At 49.4% G+C, this 14,929-nt stretch carries 11 protein-coding genes; all 11 read left to right on the top strand.

What is annotated here, in order from left to right:
• Positions 1 to 32: 32 nt before the first annotated feature.
• The 11 genes from rseP (at position 33) to truB (ending at position 14,919) form a co-directional block, all read left to right on the top strand.
• On the top strand, positions 33 to 1,301 hold the full coding sequence (gene rseP / locus ACOZB4_RS10785) for an RIP metalloprotease RseP (protein ID WP_372238818.1): 1,269 nt from the start codon (positions 33 to 35) through the stop codon (positions 1,299 to 1,301).
• A 216-nt stretch (positions 1,302 to 1,517) separates the two neighbouring features.
• Positions 1,518 to 2,975 carry a proline--tRNA ligase gene (proS, locus tag ACOZB4_RS10780; protein ID WP_379404661.1) on the top strand — a complete coding sequence of 486 codons (1,458 nt, stop codon included), beginning with the start codon at positions 1,518 to 1,520 and terminating at the stop codon, positions 2,973 to 2,975.
• Positions 2,976 to 3,230: 255 nt separating this feature from the next.
• Positions 3,231 to 7,547 carry a PolC-type DNA polymerase III gene (locus tag ACOZB4_RS10775; RefSeq protein WP_379404659.1) on the top strand — a complete coding sequence of 1,439 codons (4,317 nt, stop codon included), beginning with the start codon at positions 3,231 to 3,233 and terminating at the stop codon, positions 7,545 to 7,547.
• A 179-nt stretch (positions 7,548 to 7,726) separates the two neighbouring features.
• Complete coding sequence (gene rimP / locus ACOZB4_RS10770) at positions 7,727 to 8,188, top strand: ribosome maturation factor RimP (protein WP_076324962.1); 462 nt, start codon at positions 7,727 to 7,729, stop codon at positions 8,186 to 8,188.
• 32 nt (positions 8,189 to 8,220) lie between these two features.
• Positions 8,221 to 9,318: a transcription termination factor NusA gene (gene nusA / locus ACOZB4_RS10765; protein ID WP_076324961.1), complete on the top strand. Its 1,098-nt coding sequence runs from the start codon at positions 8,221 to 8,223 to the stop codon at positions 9,316 to 9,318.
• A 25-nt stretch (positions 9,319 to 9,343) separates the two neighbouring features.
• Positions 9,344 to 9,655: an RNase P modulator RnpM gene (rnpM, locus tag ACOZB4_RS10760; RefSeq protein ID WP_053492673.1), complete on the top strand. Its 312-nt coding sequence runs from the start codon at positions 9,344 to 9,346 to the stop codon at positions 9,653 to 9,655.
• On the top strand, positions 9,648 to 9,971 hold the full coding sequence (locus ACOZB4_RS10755) for a YlxQ family RNA-binding protein (RefSeq protein WP_179090708.1): 324 nt from the start codon (positions 9,648 to 9,650) through the stop codon (positions 9,969 to 9,971). Before rnpM ends, ACOZB4_RS10755 begins: the two co-directional genes overlap by 8 nt.
• On the top strand, positions 9,964 to 12,630 hold the full coding sequence (gene infB, locus ACOZB4_RS10750; protein ID WP_339266197.1) for a translation initiation factor IF-2: 2,667 nt from the start codon (positions 9,964 to 9,966) through the stop codon (positions 12,628 to 12,630). The genes ACOZB4_RS10755 and infB overlap by 8 nt, the downstream gene beginning before the upstream one ends.
• A gap of 19 nt (positions 12,631 to 12,649) precedes the next feature.
• Positions 12,650 to 13,003, top strand: coding sequence for a 30S ribosome-binding factor RbfA (rbfA, locus tag ACOZB4_RS10745; RefSeq protein ID WP_076324958.1), 354 nt, complete (start codon positions 12,650 to 12,652; stop codon positions 13,001 to 13,003).
• A 30-nt stretch (positions 13,004 to 13,033) separates the two neighbouring features.
• The gene (locus ACOZB4_RS10740; protein ID WP_379404655.1) at positions 13,034 to 14,011 is read left to right on the top strand and encodes a DHH family phosphoesterase; all 978 of its coding nucleotides are present in this window, start codon (positions 13,034 to 13,036) and stop codon (positions 14,009 to 14,011) included.
• Positions 14,008 to 14,919, top strand: a complete 912-nt coding sequence (gene truB, locus ACOZB4_RS10735) for a tRNA pseudouridine(55) synthase TruB (protein ID WP_379404653.1) — start codon at positions 14,008 to 14,010, stop codon at positions 14,917 to 14,919. The genes ACOZB4_RS10740 and truB overlap by 4 nt, the downstream gene beginning before the upstream one ends.
• Positions 14,920 to 14,929: the final 10 nt, after the last annotated feature.

The raw sequence follows: 14,929 nt of genomic DNA, 5'->3' as shown, positions 1-14,929 counted from the left end.
TCAGAGGAAAAGGGGGATGTAAAGAATTGGAAATGGTTCGGGTCGTTTTTTTAACGGTGCTCATGTTTTTTGTGATCGTTACCGTGCACGAATGGGGTCACTATTATTTTGCCCGGCGTGCCGGAATCTTGGTACGCGAGTTCGCGATTGGATTTGGTCCAAAGCTGTTCTCATATAAACGCAATGAAACGCAGTTTACGCTTCGTCTTCTTCCATTCGGCGGATATGCCCGCATGGCCGGAGAAGATCCGGAACTTGTCGAGATTCAACCCGGTCAGACGATTGCGGTTCGATTGAATGCAGAGAATCAAGTGAAAAAGATTTATCTGGATCAACTCGACAACCGTAAGAATGTTATTCGCGGCGAAGTCCAGTTTATGGATATGGTGGATCGTTTGTCGGTTAGGCTTGATGTGGATGGTGAATTCCAGCAATTTGAAATCCATCCGCAAGCCTTAACGGTAGCCAAAGGTGTAGAGACGCAGATCGCACCGAGAGACCGCCAATTCGGCAGCAAAACCGTGGGCCAAAGAGCGCTTGCGATTTTTGCAGGTCCTGTCATGAACTTCATTCTGGCCTTCGTGCTGTTTGCTCTTCACATCCAAATGGCCGGTATACCGGTTGAGAATCCAACCTATGTACAGATTGGCGAGATTACCAAAGGCATGCCTGCCGATGAAGCCAATCTGAAAGAGGGAGACATCATTGAGAGCATTAACGGAACCGCTATTGGTGCCGATTATCAGAAGATGATCGAATTGATTGCGGCTTCCAAGGACAAGCCGATGGAATGGACGGTACGCCGGGGTGAAGAGTCATTTGATCTGACCTTAACTCCGCGGACCATGGAGGGTCAGGAAGGCGGCAAGGTCGGGATAGTTCCCAAGCTTCCTACCCGATCCGCAGGGATTGGGGAGACAATTACCAGTTCCGGGACCGCGATGGTAGATACAACGAATATTATTTTCCAGGGCTTCAGACAGTTGATTCAGAAGTTCTCCATGGATGATCTTGGCGGTCCTGTACGGACGTTCGAAGTGACGGGACAAATTGCCAAACAGGGTATCGCACAGCTGACCTATTGGGCAGCCATTCTAAGCTTGTATCTGGGCATATTCAATCTGCTGCCGATACCGGCATTGGATGGAAGCCGGCTCGTATTCTTAGGGATCGAAGCTTTAAGGGGCAAGCCAGTTGACCCGAACCGAGAAGGCATGGTTCATTTTATCGGGTTTGCAATGCTGTTCCTGTTAATGATAGCCGTAACCTATAACGATATTTTACGTTTGATCAACGGATAAACCCTAAGGTACGGCTCGGTGCGCCAGCCGCAACGAATGCCGTACCTTTTCTATTGTTAGCAGATTATGACGCTTCACTATCTAGCAAATGGAGTTACTATAAGGGCTGGCTTTATAGCCGCAGCTCGTTCACACATATCGCCAATAACGCCAGTCGAGCCGCCTGAATCAGGAGCTTTGACCATGCGTTTTATTAATGGGAGGCACACGATTTATATGTCTAAGGAATCGAAGGATAAACAATTCGTGACGGAGATTACGCCGCAAGCGGAAGATTTCTCGCGCTGGTATATCGATGTCATCAAAAAAGCGGACCTGATGGATTATTCTCCAGTCAGAGGCTGCATCGTCTTCAAACCGGACGGTTATGAAATTTGGGAGCATATCCAGGAGGAGTTGGATCGGCGCTTTAAGGCGACGGGCCATCGGAATGCGTATTTCCCGCTGTTCATTCCCGAGAGCTTTTTCCAGAAGGAGAAGGAGCATGTCGAAGGATTTAATCCGGAGCTGCCATGGGTAACGGAAGCGGCAGGAGAGAAGCTGGAAGAGCGTCTGGCAATCCGTCCGACTTCTGAAACGATGTTCGGGCATATGTATTCCAAATGGATTCAATCCTATCGTGATCTCCCTGTGCTGATCAACCAGTGGGCCAACGTGGTACGCTGGGAAAAACGCACGCTGCCATTCCTTCGCACGAGCGAGTTTCTATGGCAAGAAGGCCATACTGCTCATGAAACGGAAGTTGAGGCAAGAGGGGAAACCATGCAAATGCTGGATATCTATCAGCAATTCGTAGAGGACTATCTCGCGATTCCGGTAATCAAAGGACAGAAGACACCTTCGGAGAAATTCGCAGGCGCCGTGGATACATTCTCGATCGAAGCGATGATGAAAGACGGACGAGCTGTACAGGCAGGTACTTCGCATTATATGGGTACCAACTTCTCACAAGCTTTTGACATTCAATATTTGAACCGTGAAAATACGCTGGAATACGCTCATACAACATCCTGGGGCGTCAGCACGCGTCTCATTGGTTCCTTGATTATGGTTCACGGGGATGACCGCGGATTGGTGCTTCCTCCTAAAGTCGCGCCAACGCAAGTGATCATGATTCCAATCGGTCCACCGAAGACGAGAGATGCGGTTGTGGGTCGTACGGACGAGTTGTTCCGTGAACTGAAATCAGCAGGCATCCGCGTACGCGTTGACGATAATCCGGATGTGCGTCCAGGCTGGAAATTCAATGAGTATGAAATGCGCGGAGTTCCGGTGCGTCTGGAGATCGGGCCACGTGACATGGAGAATGGCGTGTGCGTGCTTGTCTCCCGCATAACAGGTGAGAAGAAAATCGTAGAACAGGCTAATCTGACACAGGAAGTAGAGAATATGCTGGAGCAGGTGCACCAGGAAATGTTCGAGCGCGCAAAGCAGTTCCGTGAGGATCATTTCTATTCCGTGGAAACGCTGGATGAAATGAAGGAAAGCATGGAAGAAAAACGCGGGTTTACCTTGGCAGGATGGTGCGGTTCGGAAGCTTGTGAAGATACTGTCAAGCAAGAAACCGGTGCTACGAGCAGAAACATTCCGTTTGAACCGTCTGAGAAGAAAACCAAGTGTCTCGTATGCGGTGATGATGCGAAACATACGGTGCTGTTCGCGAGAGCGTACTAGTAAATCGATAATATGAGTTCCCGGCAAGTTTGGGTGAGGGAGGAGTCCTTCGTCCAAAACCGGGATTCATCATCTGGAGTAAGCTTCCGGATGGCAGTATGGCGGACGCTCTTCTTTTTGGGGCAGGACGAATGGGTGCTGCCAGCGGAGGCTTTATTCTATTTTTTTACATCGACTAAACGCAGTTTGTCTTCTGTGGATGTACGTCGATAGAAGTTTTTCTTATAGCTTTGTGCAATGCAGGGGGAGGGAACCATGGACACAACAGAAGATAAAAGGAAGCGATTTGAACTGCTGGTCAAGCAGGGAGATGTTCCGGCCAATCTGGTGGAACCCTATTTTTTGGATGGTGTGATCGAGCAAGTAGAGACAAGCAGGGCCAGCAAGGACTGGAGAATAACCGTCCTGAAGGAGACCTTGGTTCCAGCTGAGGTCTATCGCACATTTTGTCTAAGAATTCAGGAGAAGATGGGGCATATCGCGAAGATCAAATTTGTGTTCCGATATGGAAGCGGCGTTCCCGAAGCAGATATCGTGCAAGAATATTGGGGATTGTTTCTAGAGTGGGCACATCGGGAGATCCCTTCAGTTAATGGATGGATGGCAAGGGCCAAATACGAGGTGGAGGATGGGCAAGTCCTTCTCTCCATGTCGGATGGCATGTCACTTGAGCTTGCCCGAAAGAAACAGATCGATGCCGCCATTACCCGTTTTTTCGGACAATATTTTGATCTGACGCTGCGTGTGAAGATGCAGGTTGGTGATAATGGTCAGGCAGCTTATGAGGAGTTCGAGCAGAGGAAGCGAGAAGAAGAGCGCGAAGTGATCGAGCAGATCATGAGCAGCATGGAAGCTGAGCTGGACGCGGAGGATGAGGAAGAGGGCGCGGTTCGGCTGCAGGTTGGGTATGATATCAAGGATCAACCGGTTCCGCTCCAGGAGATCCAAGACGAAGAGAAGAAAATTACGATTCAGGGGACCATCTTCGGATTGGATCGTAAGGAGCTTCGTAACGGCAGTACGTTATTCACATTCTATCTGACGGATTTCAGCGATTCCTTGCAAATGAAAATGTTTGGCAAGACGAAGGACGATCTTAAGGTATTGAGCCTGCTTGAAAACGGCAAGTGGGTGAAGGCTCGCGGACGGGTTGAATACGACCGGTTTATGCAGGTGCCTGAGCTGGTGATGATCCCGTCTGATCTCAACGAAGTACCGTCGCCTCCTTCGCGCAAGGATAACGCGGCCGAGAAGCGGGTTGAATTCCATCTGCATACGACCATGAGCACGATGGACGCGGTCACGCCGATCGACCGTTATATCAAAACAGCGGCGAACTGGGGACATAAAGCCATCGCCGTAAGTGATCATGGTGGTGTACAGTGTTATCCTGATGCAGCAAAGAACGCCAAGAAGCATGGGATTAAAATGATGTACGGCGTTGAGGCCAATGTCGTGAATGATGCCGTCAACATCGTGGAACAGGCGCAGTCGATTGAACTCAGCAGTGCCACTTATGTGGTATTCGATATTGAAACCACAGGTCTGTCCATTACCGCAAACAAAATCATCGAGCTTGCTGCCGTGAAGATGAACGATGGCAAGGAGATTGATCGATACGCAACCTTCGTTAACCCGCATGAGCGAATTCCATATCATATCCAGCAATTGACCAATATCAATGACGATATGGTTAAGGATGCTCCTGAATTGGAGCCGGTATTGAAAGAGTTTGTTGAATTCGTTGGGGATGCCGTACTTGTGGCTCACAACGCTCGATTTGACATGGGGTTCATTCAGGCAGCACTCAAGAATGCCGGGATGGATACGCTTGACAATCCCTACCTGGATACGCTGGAGCTTGCACGTCTGGTGCATCCGGGACTTAAAAATCATCGTCTTAACACATTAGCAGATAAGTATAAGGTACTGCTCGAAAGCCATCACCGCGCGATTGACGATACGATTGCGCTGGCTGGAATCCTGAACGGGCTCCTTAGCGATGTGGACAAAACCAAAGGCGTCAAGATGCTGGACCGCCTCAATGATTACGTCGGTAAGGATCTGTCCAATACCCGTCCTTTCCACTGCGGTATTTATGCTTTGAATATGACGGGCAAGAAAAACTTGTACAAGCTGATCTCCATGTCACATACCGAATATTTTAAGAGAGTGCCGTGTATTCCTAAATCCAAGCTTCAAGAGATGCGAGATGGGTTACTGGTGCTATCCGGCTGCGAAAAAGGGGAGTTCTTCGAAACGGTGCTGAACAAAACGGAGGAGGAAGCCGAAGAGATTGCGGACTTCTACGATGTTTTGGAGATTCTGCCGTTGACGATGTATATGCATCTGGTGGACAAAGGCTTGGTAGGCAGTCCCGAAGAGATAAAAACCGCAATTTCCAAAGTCGTGCGCATTGGGGAAAAGCTGAACAAGCCAGTCATCGCCACAGGAAACGTGCACTATCTTGAACCGCGGGATAAGCTGTTCCGGGACATTACCATCCATGGGATTACCGGTTTCAGCCCGCTCAAGGATATGCGCAAGCCTGACGCGCATTTTCGGACTACGGAAGAGATGCTCGAAGAGTTCGGGTTTTTGGGACAGAACAAATGTTATGAAGTTGTTGTGACGAACACTAGCGAGCTGGCCGATCGCTTTGAAGAGTTGGAATTGTTCCCGGATAAGCTGTTTACGCCGATTCTGGATGGCGCGGATGAAGAAATCCGCAACACCTGCTACGACACGGCCAAGTCCATTTATGGCGAGAACTTGCCGGAGGTCGTAGTGGCCCGGTTGGAGAAAGAGCTTGAGCCGATCATTAAATACGGTTTCTCAGCGAACTATTTGATTTCCGAGAAACTGGTGAAGAAATCGAACCGGGACGGCTATTTGGTTGGTTCACGGGGTTCCGTAGGCTCATCCGTCGTTGCCACATTCCTCGGCATATCCGAAGTTAACCCGCTTCCCGCCCATTACATTTGCTTGAACAGCGACTGCAAGCACAGCGAATGGTTCCTGGACGGCAGCGTGCCGAGTGGATTTGACTTGCCGGACAAAGCTTGTCCGGAATGCGGAAACAAGATGAAAGGCGAGGGACAGGATATACCTTTTGAAACCTTCCTGGGTTTTAAAGGGGATAAGGTTCCCGATATTGACTTGAACTTCTCCGGTGAATATCAGCCGCATGCCCATAATTTCACCAAAGAGATGTTTGGCGAGGAGAATGTATTCCGTGCCGGAACCATCGGTACCGTGGCAGAGAAGACGGCGTTTGGTTTCGCTAAAAAATACGAGGAACACAACAACAAGCGCTGGCGGGGCGCGGAGTTGAACCGGCTTGCGTCAGGCTGTACCGGCGTCAAGCGAAGCACGGGCCAGCATCCCGGCGGTATTGTCGTTGTGCCGGATTACATCGAAGTGGAAGAGATTACGCCGGTGCAATTCCCTGCGGACGATGTCAACGCCGAGTGGAAAACGACGCATTTCGATTATCATGCCTTTGAAGCGAATTTGCTCAAGCTTGATATACTCGGGCACGATGATCCAACCATGATGAGAATGCTTCAGGATTTGACCGGCGTGGATCCAACGACCATTCCGATGAACGATCCGAAAGTGATGAGCATGTTCAACTCAACGGAAGCGCTGGGCGTCAAGCCGGAGCAAATACGCTCACCGGTGGCCACCTTCGGCGTTCCGGAGATGGGAACCAAATTTGTACGCCAGATGCTGGTGGAATCGCAGCCGTCGAGTTTTGCCGACTTGTTGCAAATCTCAGGTCTGTCACATGGAACCGGCGTTTGGCTCGGCAATGCTCAAGAGCTCATCAAGAATGGTACATGCAACATCAAAACCGTTATTGGTTGCCGCGACGATATCATGTTGTTCCTGATTTATAAGGCAGGCATGGATGCTAGCCTCGCATTTAAGATAACAGAAAGTGTGCGTAAAGGCCGGGGGTTGTCACAGGAATGGATTGACGAGATGAAGAAATGCAAAGTGCCGCAGTGGTACATTGATTCCTGTCTCAAAATCCAGTACATGTTCCCGAAAGCCCACGCCGCCGCGTATGTTATCTCAGCGGTGCGGACGGCTTACTTCAAGCTTTATTATCCGATAGAATATTATGCAACGTACTTCTCGGTTCGAGCCGAGGACTTCGATATCGAATTATGCTGTCAGGGCTATGAGGCGATTTATCGCCGAATTGAAGAGATTGAGCAGCTGGGCTTCGGAGCAAGCCCGAAGGAAAAAGGGATGCTGCCAATTTTGGAGATGGCGCTGGAGATGACGGCAAGGGGCTTCTCGTTTAAGAACATCGATCTGTATGAATCGGATGCGCTCCGATTTAAGGTGGATGGAGATTCGCTCATTCCGCCGTTCTCTGCACTGCAGGGGATCGGTGATAATGCCGCCCGCAATATTGCTGCCGCCCGTGAATTCGGTGAATTCCTCTCCATAGAGGATTTCCAGCAAAAATCGAAGGCAAGCAAAACCGCCGTGGAGCTGTTGACCCAAATGGGATGCTTCCGCGGTCTGCCGGAGAGCAATCAGTTGTCATTGTTCTGATTCTTGTCATCCTTTCATGGCCGTGACGCCTTGACAGTCAAGGAGTCATACTTGTCACTATTACCAGACTATGTTATAATTTTTTTGGTAATCATGGAGATAAAACCGTTGTGTAAAGAGTGGGGCAACCCACTCTTTACTCTTTGGTATATAGGAAATCAACTTGGAGGTTATGTTCTTTGAGCACATCAAAGATTAAAACGACTGTGGAAGAAATGGTGCAGCCGTATTTGGACGAACACGGCTTTGAACTGGTAGATGTGGAATACGTTAAGGAAGGAAGCAACTGGTTCTTGCGCGTGTTTGTTGATAAAGACGGCGGCATTGACATTGACGATTGCGGTTTAATCAGTGAATACCTGAGCCAGAAGCTGGACGAGAACGATCCGATTCCGACAGCTTATTTTCTTGAAGTCTCTTCTCCTGGCGCGGAACGTCCCCTGAAGAAAAAAGAGGATGTTGCGAAGTCAGTCGGCAAGAACGTGTTTGTTACGGTATACGAGCCGATTAACGGGTTGAAAGAGTTTGAAGGCAAGCTGGAATCCTTCGATAACGAGGAGCTAGTCATTCAAACCGTCAAGAAGCAGCACGTGATTCCATATGCAAAAGTAGCCAGTGCCAGATTGGCCATCATTTTTTAAACGGAAGTTTTGAAAGGGGGAACCGATTTTCAATGAGTATGGATTTTATTGAAGCGATGAATGAGTTGGAAAGAGAAAAGGGCATCAGCAAAGATGTGCTGTTTGAAGCCATTGAAGCGGCACTGATCTCGAGTTACAAGCGCAATTTTAACACGGCGCAAAATGTACGGGTAGACATGAATCGCAATACGGGTGTCATCAAGGTGTTCGCGCGGAAGCTGATTGTGGACGAGGTGCTGGATCCGCGGACTGAAATTTCGCTGCATGCGGCCCGGGAAATCAATCCGCATTTTCAGATTGAAGATATAGCGGAAATCGAGGTTACGCCGCGTGATTTCGGACGGATCGCAGCTCAAACGGCAAAGCAAGTTGTTACCCAGCGCATTAGAGAAGCCGAACGAGGCCTGATCTACAGCGCTTTTATTGACAAGGAAGATGATATCGTAACGGGTACGCTGCAGCGCCAAGATTTACGCAACATCTATATCGACCTTGGCAAGATCGAGGCGGCCTTGCCGCTTACCGAGCTTATGCCTAACGAGAAGTTCAAGCATGGCGACCGGATCAAAGCTTACATTACCAAGGTTGAGAACACAACCAAGGGGCCGCAGATTATGCTGTCCCGTACGCATCCGGGCCTCTTGAAGCGCCTGTTCGAGCTTGAAGTGCCGGAAATCTTTGATGGCGTCGTTGAAATTCGCTCGGTTGCGCGTGAAGCTGGATTCCGCTCCAAAATTGCGGTATTTTCCCGCAACGATGAAGTCGATCCGGTTGGTTCTTGCGTAGGACCTAAGGGTATGCGCGTACAGACTATTGTCAATGAGCTTCGCGGCGAAAAAATTGACATCGTGCGTTATTCCGATCAGGTTGAAGAATACGTGGCCAATGCGCTCAGCCCATCCAAAGTACTTGAAGTTCAAGTATTTGAAGATGAGAAGATGGCGCGTGTAATTGTTCCGGATTATCAACTCTCGCTTGCGATTGGGATCAAAGGCCAGAATGCTCGTCTCGCGGCGAAGCTGACAGGCTGGAAGATTGATATTAAGAGCGAAAGTCAGGCGGAGCAGGAATTTGGCAGACCGAAGTCCCAATCAGGTGAAATGCACCAGGATTCCGTCTCTGTCGATTAATTCCAAATGACAGGGGGTTGTCGTCTTGAAACAGAGAAAGATACCGCTGCGTAAATGTGTAGCGTGTCAGGAAATGATGCCGAAGAAAGAGCTTATCCGGATTGTTAGGACGCCCGAGGATGCTGTCCTGATCGATCTCACCGGCAAAAAATCGGGACGGGGAGCGTATTTATGCGGCAAAGTTTCCTGCTTCAAGCTGGCACACAAAAATAAAGCACTGGATCGAGCGTTGAAACAACATGTGAAACCTGAGATCTATGAACAGTTGGCACAGGATTTCATCAAGGTGGAAGATGAATTCCTGGCTGCAAAAGAGAGTGCTGCCGATGATGAATAGGGCGCTTTCTCAGCTCGGCCTGGCCATGAGGGCAGGTAAGGTGGTTACCGGGGATGAGATCGTGCTCAAAGCCATCCGGTCTTCTGATGCAAAATTGGTTATTCTGGCGGGTGACGCCTCAGTTAATACAACAAAGAAGTTCCGCGATAAATGCGGTACTTACAATATCCCTCTGGTAATCGGATTTGACCGGGAAAGTCTGGGCACAAGTGTAGGTAAACCCGAGCGGGTTGTGCTGGCAGTTACGGATCAAGGATTCGCAGAAATGATCTCCAAGAAAATGGAGACAATGTCGGAGGTGGAGTATATTGAGTAAACAGGAAAACAAAGACAATAAACTTCGAGTATACGAATATGCTAAATCGTTGAACATGAGCAGTAAAGAAATCATCACGATCCTCAAACGTTTGAACATTCCGGTCAATAACCATATGAGCGTAATGGAGAACGATACGGTGTCCAAGGTAGAGCAGTTTTTCAAAGATATCAAATCCAATGCAGCAGCCAAGCGGGATAGTGGTGACGCTTCCCGAACCGAGAACCGTAAACCAGCGGTTTCCGGAGCCAATGCGGCTGCGACTGTATCCAATGCAAAAACAGAAGGCACTTCCGCTAGTGTAAGTGCCGAAGGCAACCGTAATGGGCAGGACGGTATGCGCAATTCAGGACAGAGAGCACCAGGACAACAAGGTCAAAGCCAGCCCAAAAAACAACAGGAAAAGCAGGTAGGTATGAATAGTAGAACGAATCAAAACACTCAGAATACTTCAGGTTCCCAGCGCCCCCAAGGAGGGCAGGATACCCGAAGAACTCAGTCTGGCTCCGCACAAGGAAGTCAGCAGAACAATCGTAGCCAATCATCCAGACCAGGCGGCAGCACGCAGACCGGATCACGTCCTCAGGGCGGAGGTCAAGGCGGCGCACGTCCGCAAGGCAATAATCAAGGTGGAACGCGTCCGCAGGGCAGCAACAACCAGGGCGGAGCACGTCCACAGAGCAAGCCGGGTGGAACCGGAGGCGGTTTCTCAGGATCCAACAATAACAATAGCAATAACAGCAATGGCCAGAACCGCAATTCCAGAAACAACAATAACAATCGTTCAGACTCCAAACGTTTTGATGACAACCGTCAGGGAGGATTCCGTGGCAACAATCGCGGTGGAAAGAACAACCGCGGCCGGAATCAATATAATCAGCAGCCGCCTCGCGAGAAAATCGACAACACGCCGAAGAAAATTATCGTCCGTGGCAACATGACCGTCGGTGAAACGGCGAAGCTGCTTCATAAGGACGCTTCCGAAGTCATCAAGAAGCTGATTTTCCTCGGCGTGATGGCCACCATCAACCAGGAGCTGGATATCGATACGATTCTATTGCTCGCTGGTGAATTCGGTGTAGAAGTCGAAGTGAAAATTCCGGTAGAGGAAGATCGTTTTGAGACCGTTGAAGAAAACGATGCTCCTGAAGAACTGAAAGAGCGTCCACCAGTCGTTACTATTATGGGTCACGTCGACCACGGTAAAACGACGCTGCTTGATGCGATCCGTTCCGCGAACGTATCAAGTGGCGAAGCTGGCGGTATTACGCAGCATATCGGTGCTTACCAAGTCGAGATCAATAACAAGAAGATTACGTTCCTGGATACACCGGGTCACGAAGCGTTTACAGCTATGCGTGCCCGTGGTGCACAAGTAACGGACATGACGATCATCGTGGTTGCGGCTGACGACGGCGTAATGCCACAGACAGTCGAAGCGATTAACCATGCGAAAGCAGCAGGTTTGCCGATCATCGTTGCCGTGAACAAAATCGATAAACCGGATGCTAACCCGGATAAAGTTAAACAAGAATTGACGGAATACGAATTAGTGCCTGAAGAGTGGGGCGGAGATACCATCTTTGTTAACGTTTCGGCGAAACAGCGGATGGGTCTGGAAGACTTGCTTGAAATGATCCTTCTGGTAGCAGAAGTGAATGAATACAAAGCAAATCCTGACAAACGCGCACGCGGTACCGTTATTGAGGCTGAGCTGGATAAAGGCAGAGGTCCGGTAGCACGCATTCTCGTTCAGCATGGTACATTGAAAGTGGGCGACGCCTTCGTAGCGGGCAACTGCTTTGGACGTATTCGTGCGATGGTGAACGATAAAGGCCGTCGATTAAAAGAAGCGGGTCCTTCAACACCAGTTGAAATTACCGGTTTGACTGAAGTTCCAGGTGCCGGCGATCCGTTTATGGTGTTTGAGGATGAGCGTAAAGCGCGTAATATCGCTGATAAGCGTGCGATTACCCATCGTCAATCCGAGTTGAACACGAATACTCGTGTGACGCTGGATGACCTGTTCCAACACATTAAGGACGGCGAGATCAAAGATCTTAACGTGATTATCAAAGGTGACGTACAAGGTTCTGTTGAGGCACTGAAAGGTTCCTTGAACAAAATCGAAGTGGAAGGCGTTCGCGTCAAAATTCTCCACAGCGGTGCCGGGGCGATCACGGAGTCCGATATTATTTTGGCAGCTGCCTCCAACGCGATTGTTATCGGCTTTAACGTTCGTCCGGACGTCCAAGCGAAACAAACCGCCGAGCAGGAAAAGGTTGATATTCGTCTGCACCGTGTAATATATAATGTAATCGAGGAAATTGAGCAAGCTATGAAGGGGATGCTCGATCCGGAGTACAAAGAAACCGTGATCGGTCATGCGGAAGTCCGCAGCACCTTTAAAGTGAGCAAAGTGGGTACGATTGCAGGATGTATGGTGACATCCGGTAAAATTACGCGTAACGCAGAAGCTCGCTTGATCCGTGACGGCATTGTCGTTCATGAAGGCAAGATCGATTCCCTCAAGCGCTTTAAAGATGACGCTAAAGAAGTGGCACAAGGTTATGAGTGTGGTATTACCTTGGTAAGCTATAGCGACGTCAAAGAAGGAGACGTAATCGAAGCCTTCATCATGGAGACGGTAGAGCGCTAACGAATGAGGTGATCAGACCATGGCAAAAATCAGAACTGGGCGCGTAGGCGAGCAGATTAAAAAAGAGCTCAGCCAACTGATCCAATCGGAGATGAAAGACCCAAGAATCGGTTTCATTACTGTGACCGGTGTTGATGTTACAAATGACCTGTCTCAAGCGAAGGTATACCTGAGCGTGCTCGGCGACGACGAGCAGAAGGCAGCCTCCTTAAAAGGGTTGGAGAAGGCAAGCGGCTTTCTTCGCTCCGAGCTGGGCAAGCGGATCCGACTTCGGCATGTGCCGGAGCTGATCTTCAAATTCGATGATTCCATTGCGTATGGCAGCCATATTGAGAAGCTGCTGACCGAAATCGTGGATCGCGAAGAGAAATAGAGTAGTTCGTTTTTATAAAGGAGAGGGCGAATGCAGACCTATGAACAAGAGCTGCAGCAGGTGAAATCGTTTCTGCTGGAGCACGATGATTATTTGGTTGTGTCGCATGTTCAGCCCGATGGAGATGCAGTCAGTTCCACCCTTGCGGTGGGCTGGCTTCTCTCATGTCTGGGCAAGAAATTCACGATGATTAATGAGGGGCCCATTCCAAAACGCATGAAAATGTTGTGGCATGCAGAAGACATTCTCAATCTGTCTGAAGAGCAGCCAGGAAGAACGTTCTCTCACGTCATTTGTGTGGATTGTGCGGATTTTGCTAGAGTAGGCTATACGAAACAGGTGTTTGCCGATCAGGCAAGCATCGTTAATATTGACCATCATCCAACAAATGATCGTTATGGAGCCGTCAACCTGGTCGTGCCGAATGCGGCAGCAACCGCAGAAATCCTTTATGATTTGCTGAATTTGTTTGAAGTGGACTGGGATACCGATATTGCAACAGCGATTTATACGGGATTGCTAACGGATACCGGCGGTTTTCGGTACTCGAACACATCGCCCAAGGTTATGAGCATCGCTTCCGATCTGTTGTCCTATGGCGTGAACGGACCTGAAATTGCGGAAACGTTACTAGAGGAAATGACGCTTCCACAGATGAAAGTGCTGGTTCAGGCATTAAATACGTTAAGTGTGTCGGATGATGGTAAAATAGCCTGGGTATACGTAACGCCTGAGTTTATGGAATCATGCGGCGCCGTTAGCGAGGATCTGGAAGGGATTGTGAATTACCCCCGAAACATTCAAGGAGTTGAAGTCGGGATTCTATTCAAGTCACTGAAATCCGGAATGGTCAAGGCGAGTTTGCGTTCAGCCGGAAAAGTGGATGTTGCGGCATTAGCCCAGTTATTTGGAGGAGGCGGCCATGTTCGGGCAGCCGGTTGCAGCATTGAAGGCTCCCTTCATGACATCATCCCTAGAGTAGTAGAGCAGGTGAGATTAAAGCTATGACGCAATTAGAAGGTATCTTGGCCGTTCACAAACCGGCAGGCTGGACATCCCACGATGTGGTGGCGAAGGTTCGTGGAATGGTTCGTTTGAAGCGAATTGGACATACGGGTACGCTTGACCCCGAAGTAACAGGCGTGCTTCCGTTATGCCTGGGGAGAGCCACGCGAGTAGTGGAATACCTTCAGGAACTGCCTAAAGAGTATCACGCGGTCCTCCGTCTTGGATATTCGACGGATACCGAGGATATCACTGGGCAAGTAGTAGAGACGGTAGATGATGTTCATGTGACCAGAGAAGAGGCGCTTGAAGCGCTGCAATCTTTTACAGGCCAGATTTCTCAGATCCCACCCATGTTTTCCGCTGTCAAAATCAATGGTAAACGATTATACGAGCTTGCCAGAGAAGGTAAGACCGTGGAGCGCAAGAGCCGGACCGTAACGATTCATGAAATCGAAATGACGGATTTTGATGCTGAAGGGGAGTATACGGAAATTTCTTTTCGAGTATTGTGCTCCAAAGGTACATACATCCGCACGCTTTGCGTGGATATCGGGAGGAAACTCGGCGTGCCGTCTGTCATGGTTAAGCTGGTACGCACAGTATCGGCGGGAATCACGGAGGAGCAGTGCTTAACCCTGGAGCAAATTGAGCAGTTCATGAAGGATGAAACGCTGCACACCCGGCTTATTCCCGTGGATCAAGCGATTGATTATCTGCCGAAGCATACGGTTTCTGAAGAGAAAACGGATGCTGCCCTGCAGGGACAGCGCTTGTCCTCGAGAGCGGTAGAACCACCTGTTGACAGCTCGGAGCCTATTCGCTTGTATGATATAAAGGAAAACTTTCTGGGAATCTATCAGCGGCAAGAGGAGACAGGGGCTATCGTTCCTGTGAAAGTATTTTCCTAAGCATGACTGG

The sequence above is a fragment of the Paenibacillus sp. NPDC058898 genome (assembly GCF_049316025.1).
In the GTDB taxonomy this organism is placed as follows: domain Bacteria; phylum Bacillota; class Bacilli; order Paenibacillales; family Paenibacillaceae; genus Paenibacillus_AQ.
The sequence above is the reverse complement of the archived record's forward strand: the minus strand, read 5'-3'. Positions and strand labels throughout refer to the sequence as shown.

Bases quoted from the DNA above. Each gene is read 5' to 3' on its own strand.
- truB (WP_379404653.1), top strand. From the start codon at position 14,008: ATGACGCAATTAGAAGGTATCTTGGCCGTTCACAAACCGGCAGGCTGG.
- ACOZB4_RS10755 (WP_179090708.1), top strand. From the start codon at position 9,648: ATGAATAGGGCGCTTTCTCAGCTCGGCCTGGCCATGAGGGCAGGTAAG.
- ACOZB4_RS10740 (WP_379404655.1), top strand. From the start codon at position 13,034: ATGCAGACCTATGAACAAGAGCTGCAGCAGGTGAAATCGTTTCTGCTG.
- ACOZB4_RS10775 (WP_379404659.1), top strand. From the start codon at position 3,231: ATGGACACAACAGAAGATAAAAGGAAGCGATTTGAACTGCTGGTCAAG.
- nusA (WP_076324961.1), top strand. From the start codon at position 8,221: ATGAGTATGGATTTTATTGAAGCGATGAATGAGTTGGAAAGAGAAAAG.
- proS (WP_379404661.1), top strand. From the start codon at position 1,518: ATGTCTAAGGAATCGAAGGATAAACAATTCGTGACGGAGATTACGCCG.
- rbfA (WP_076324958.1), top strand. From the start codon at position 12,650: ATGGCAAAAATCAGAACTGGGCGCGTAGGCGAGCAGATTAAAAAAGAG.
- rseP (WP_372238818.1), top strand. From the start codon at position 33: ATGGTTCGGGTCGTTTTTTTAACGGTGCTCATGTTTTTTGTGATCGTT.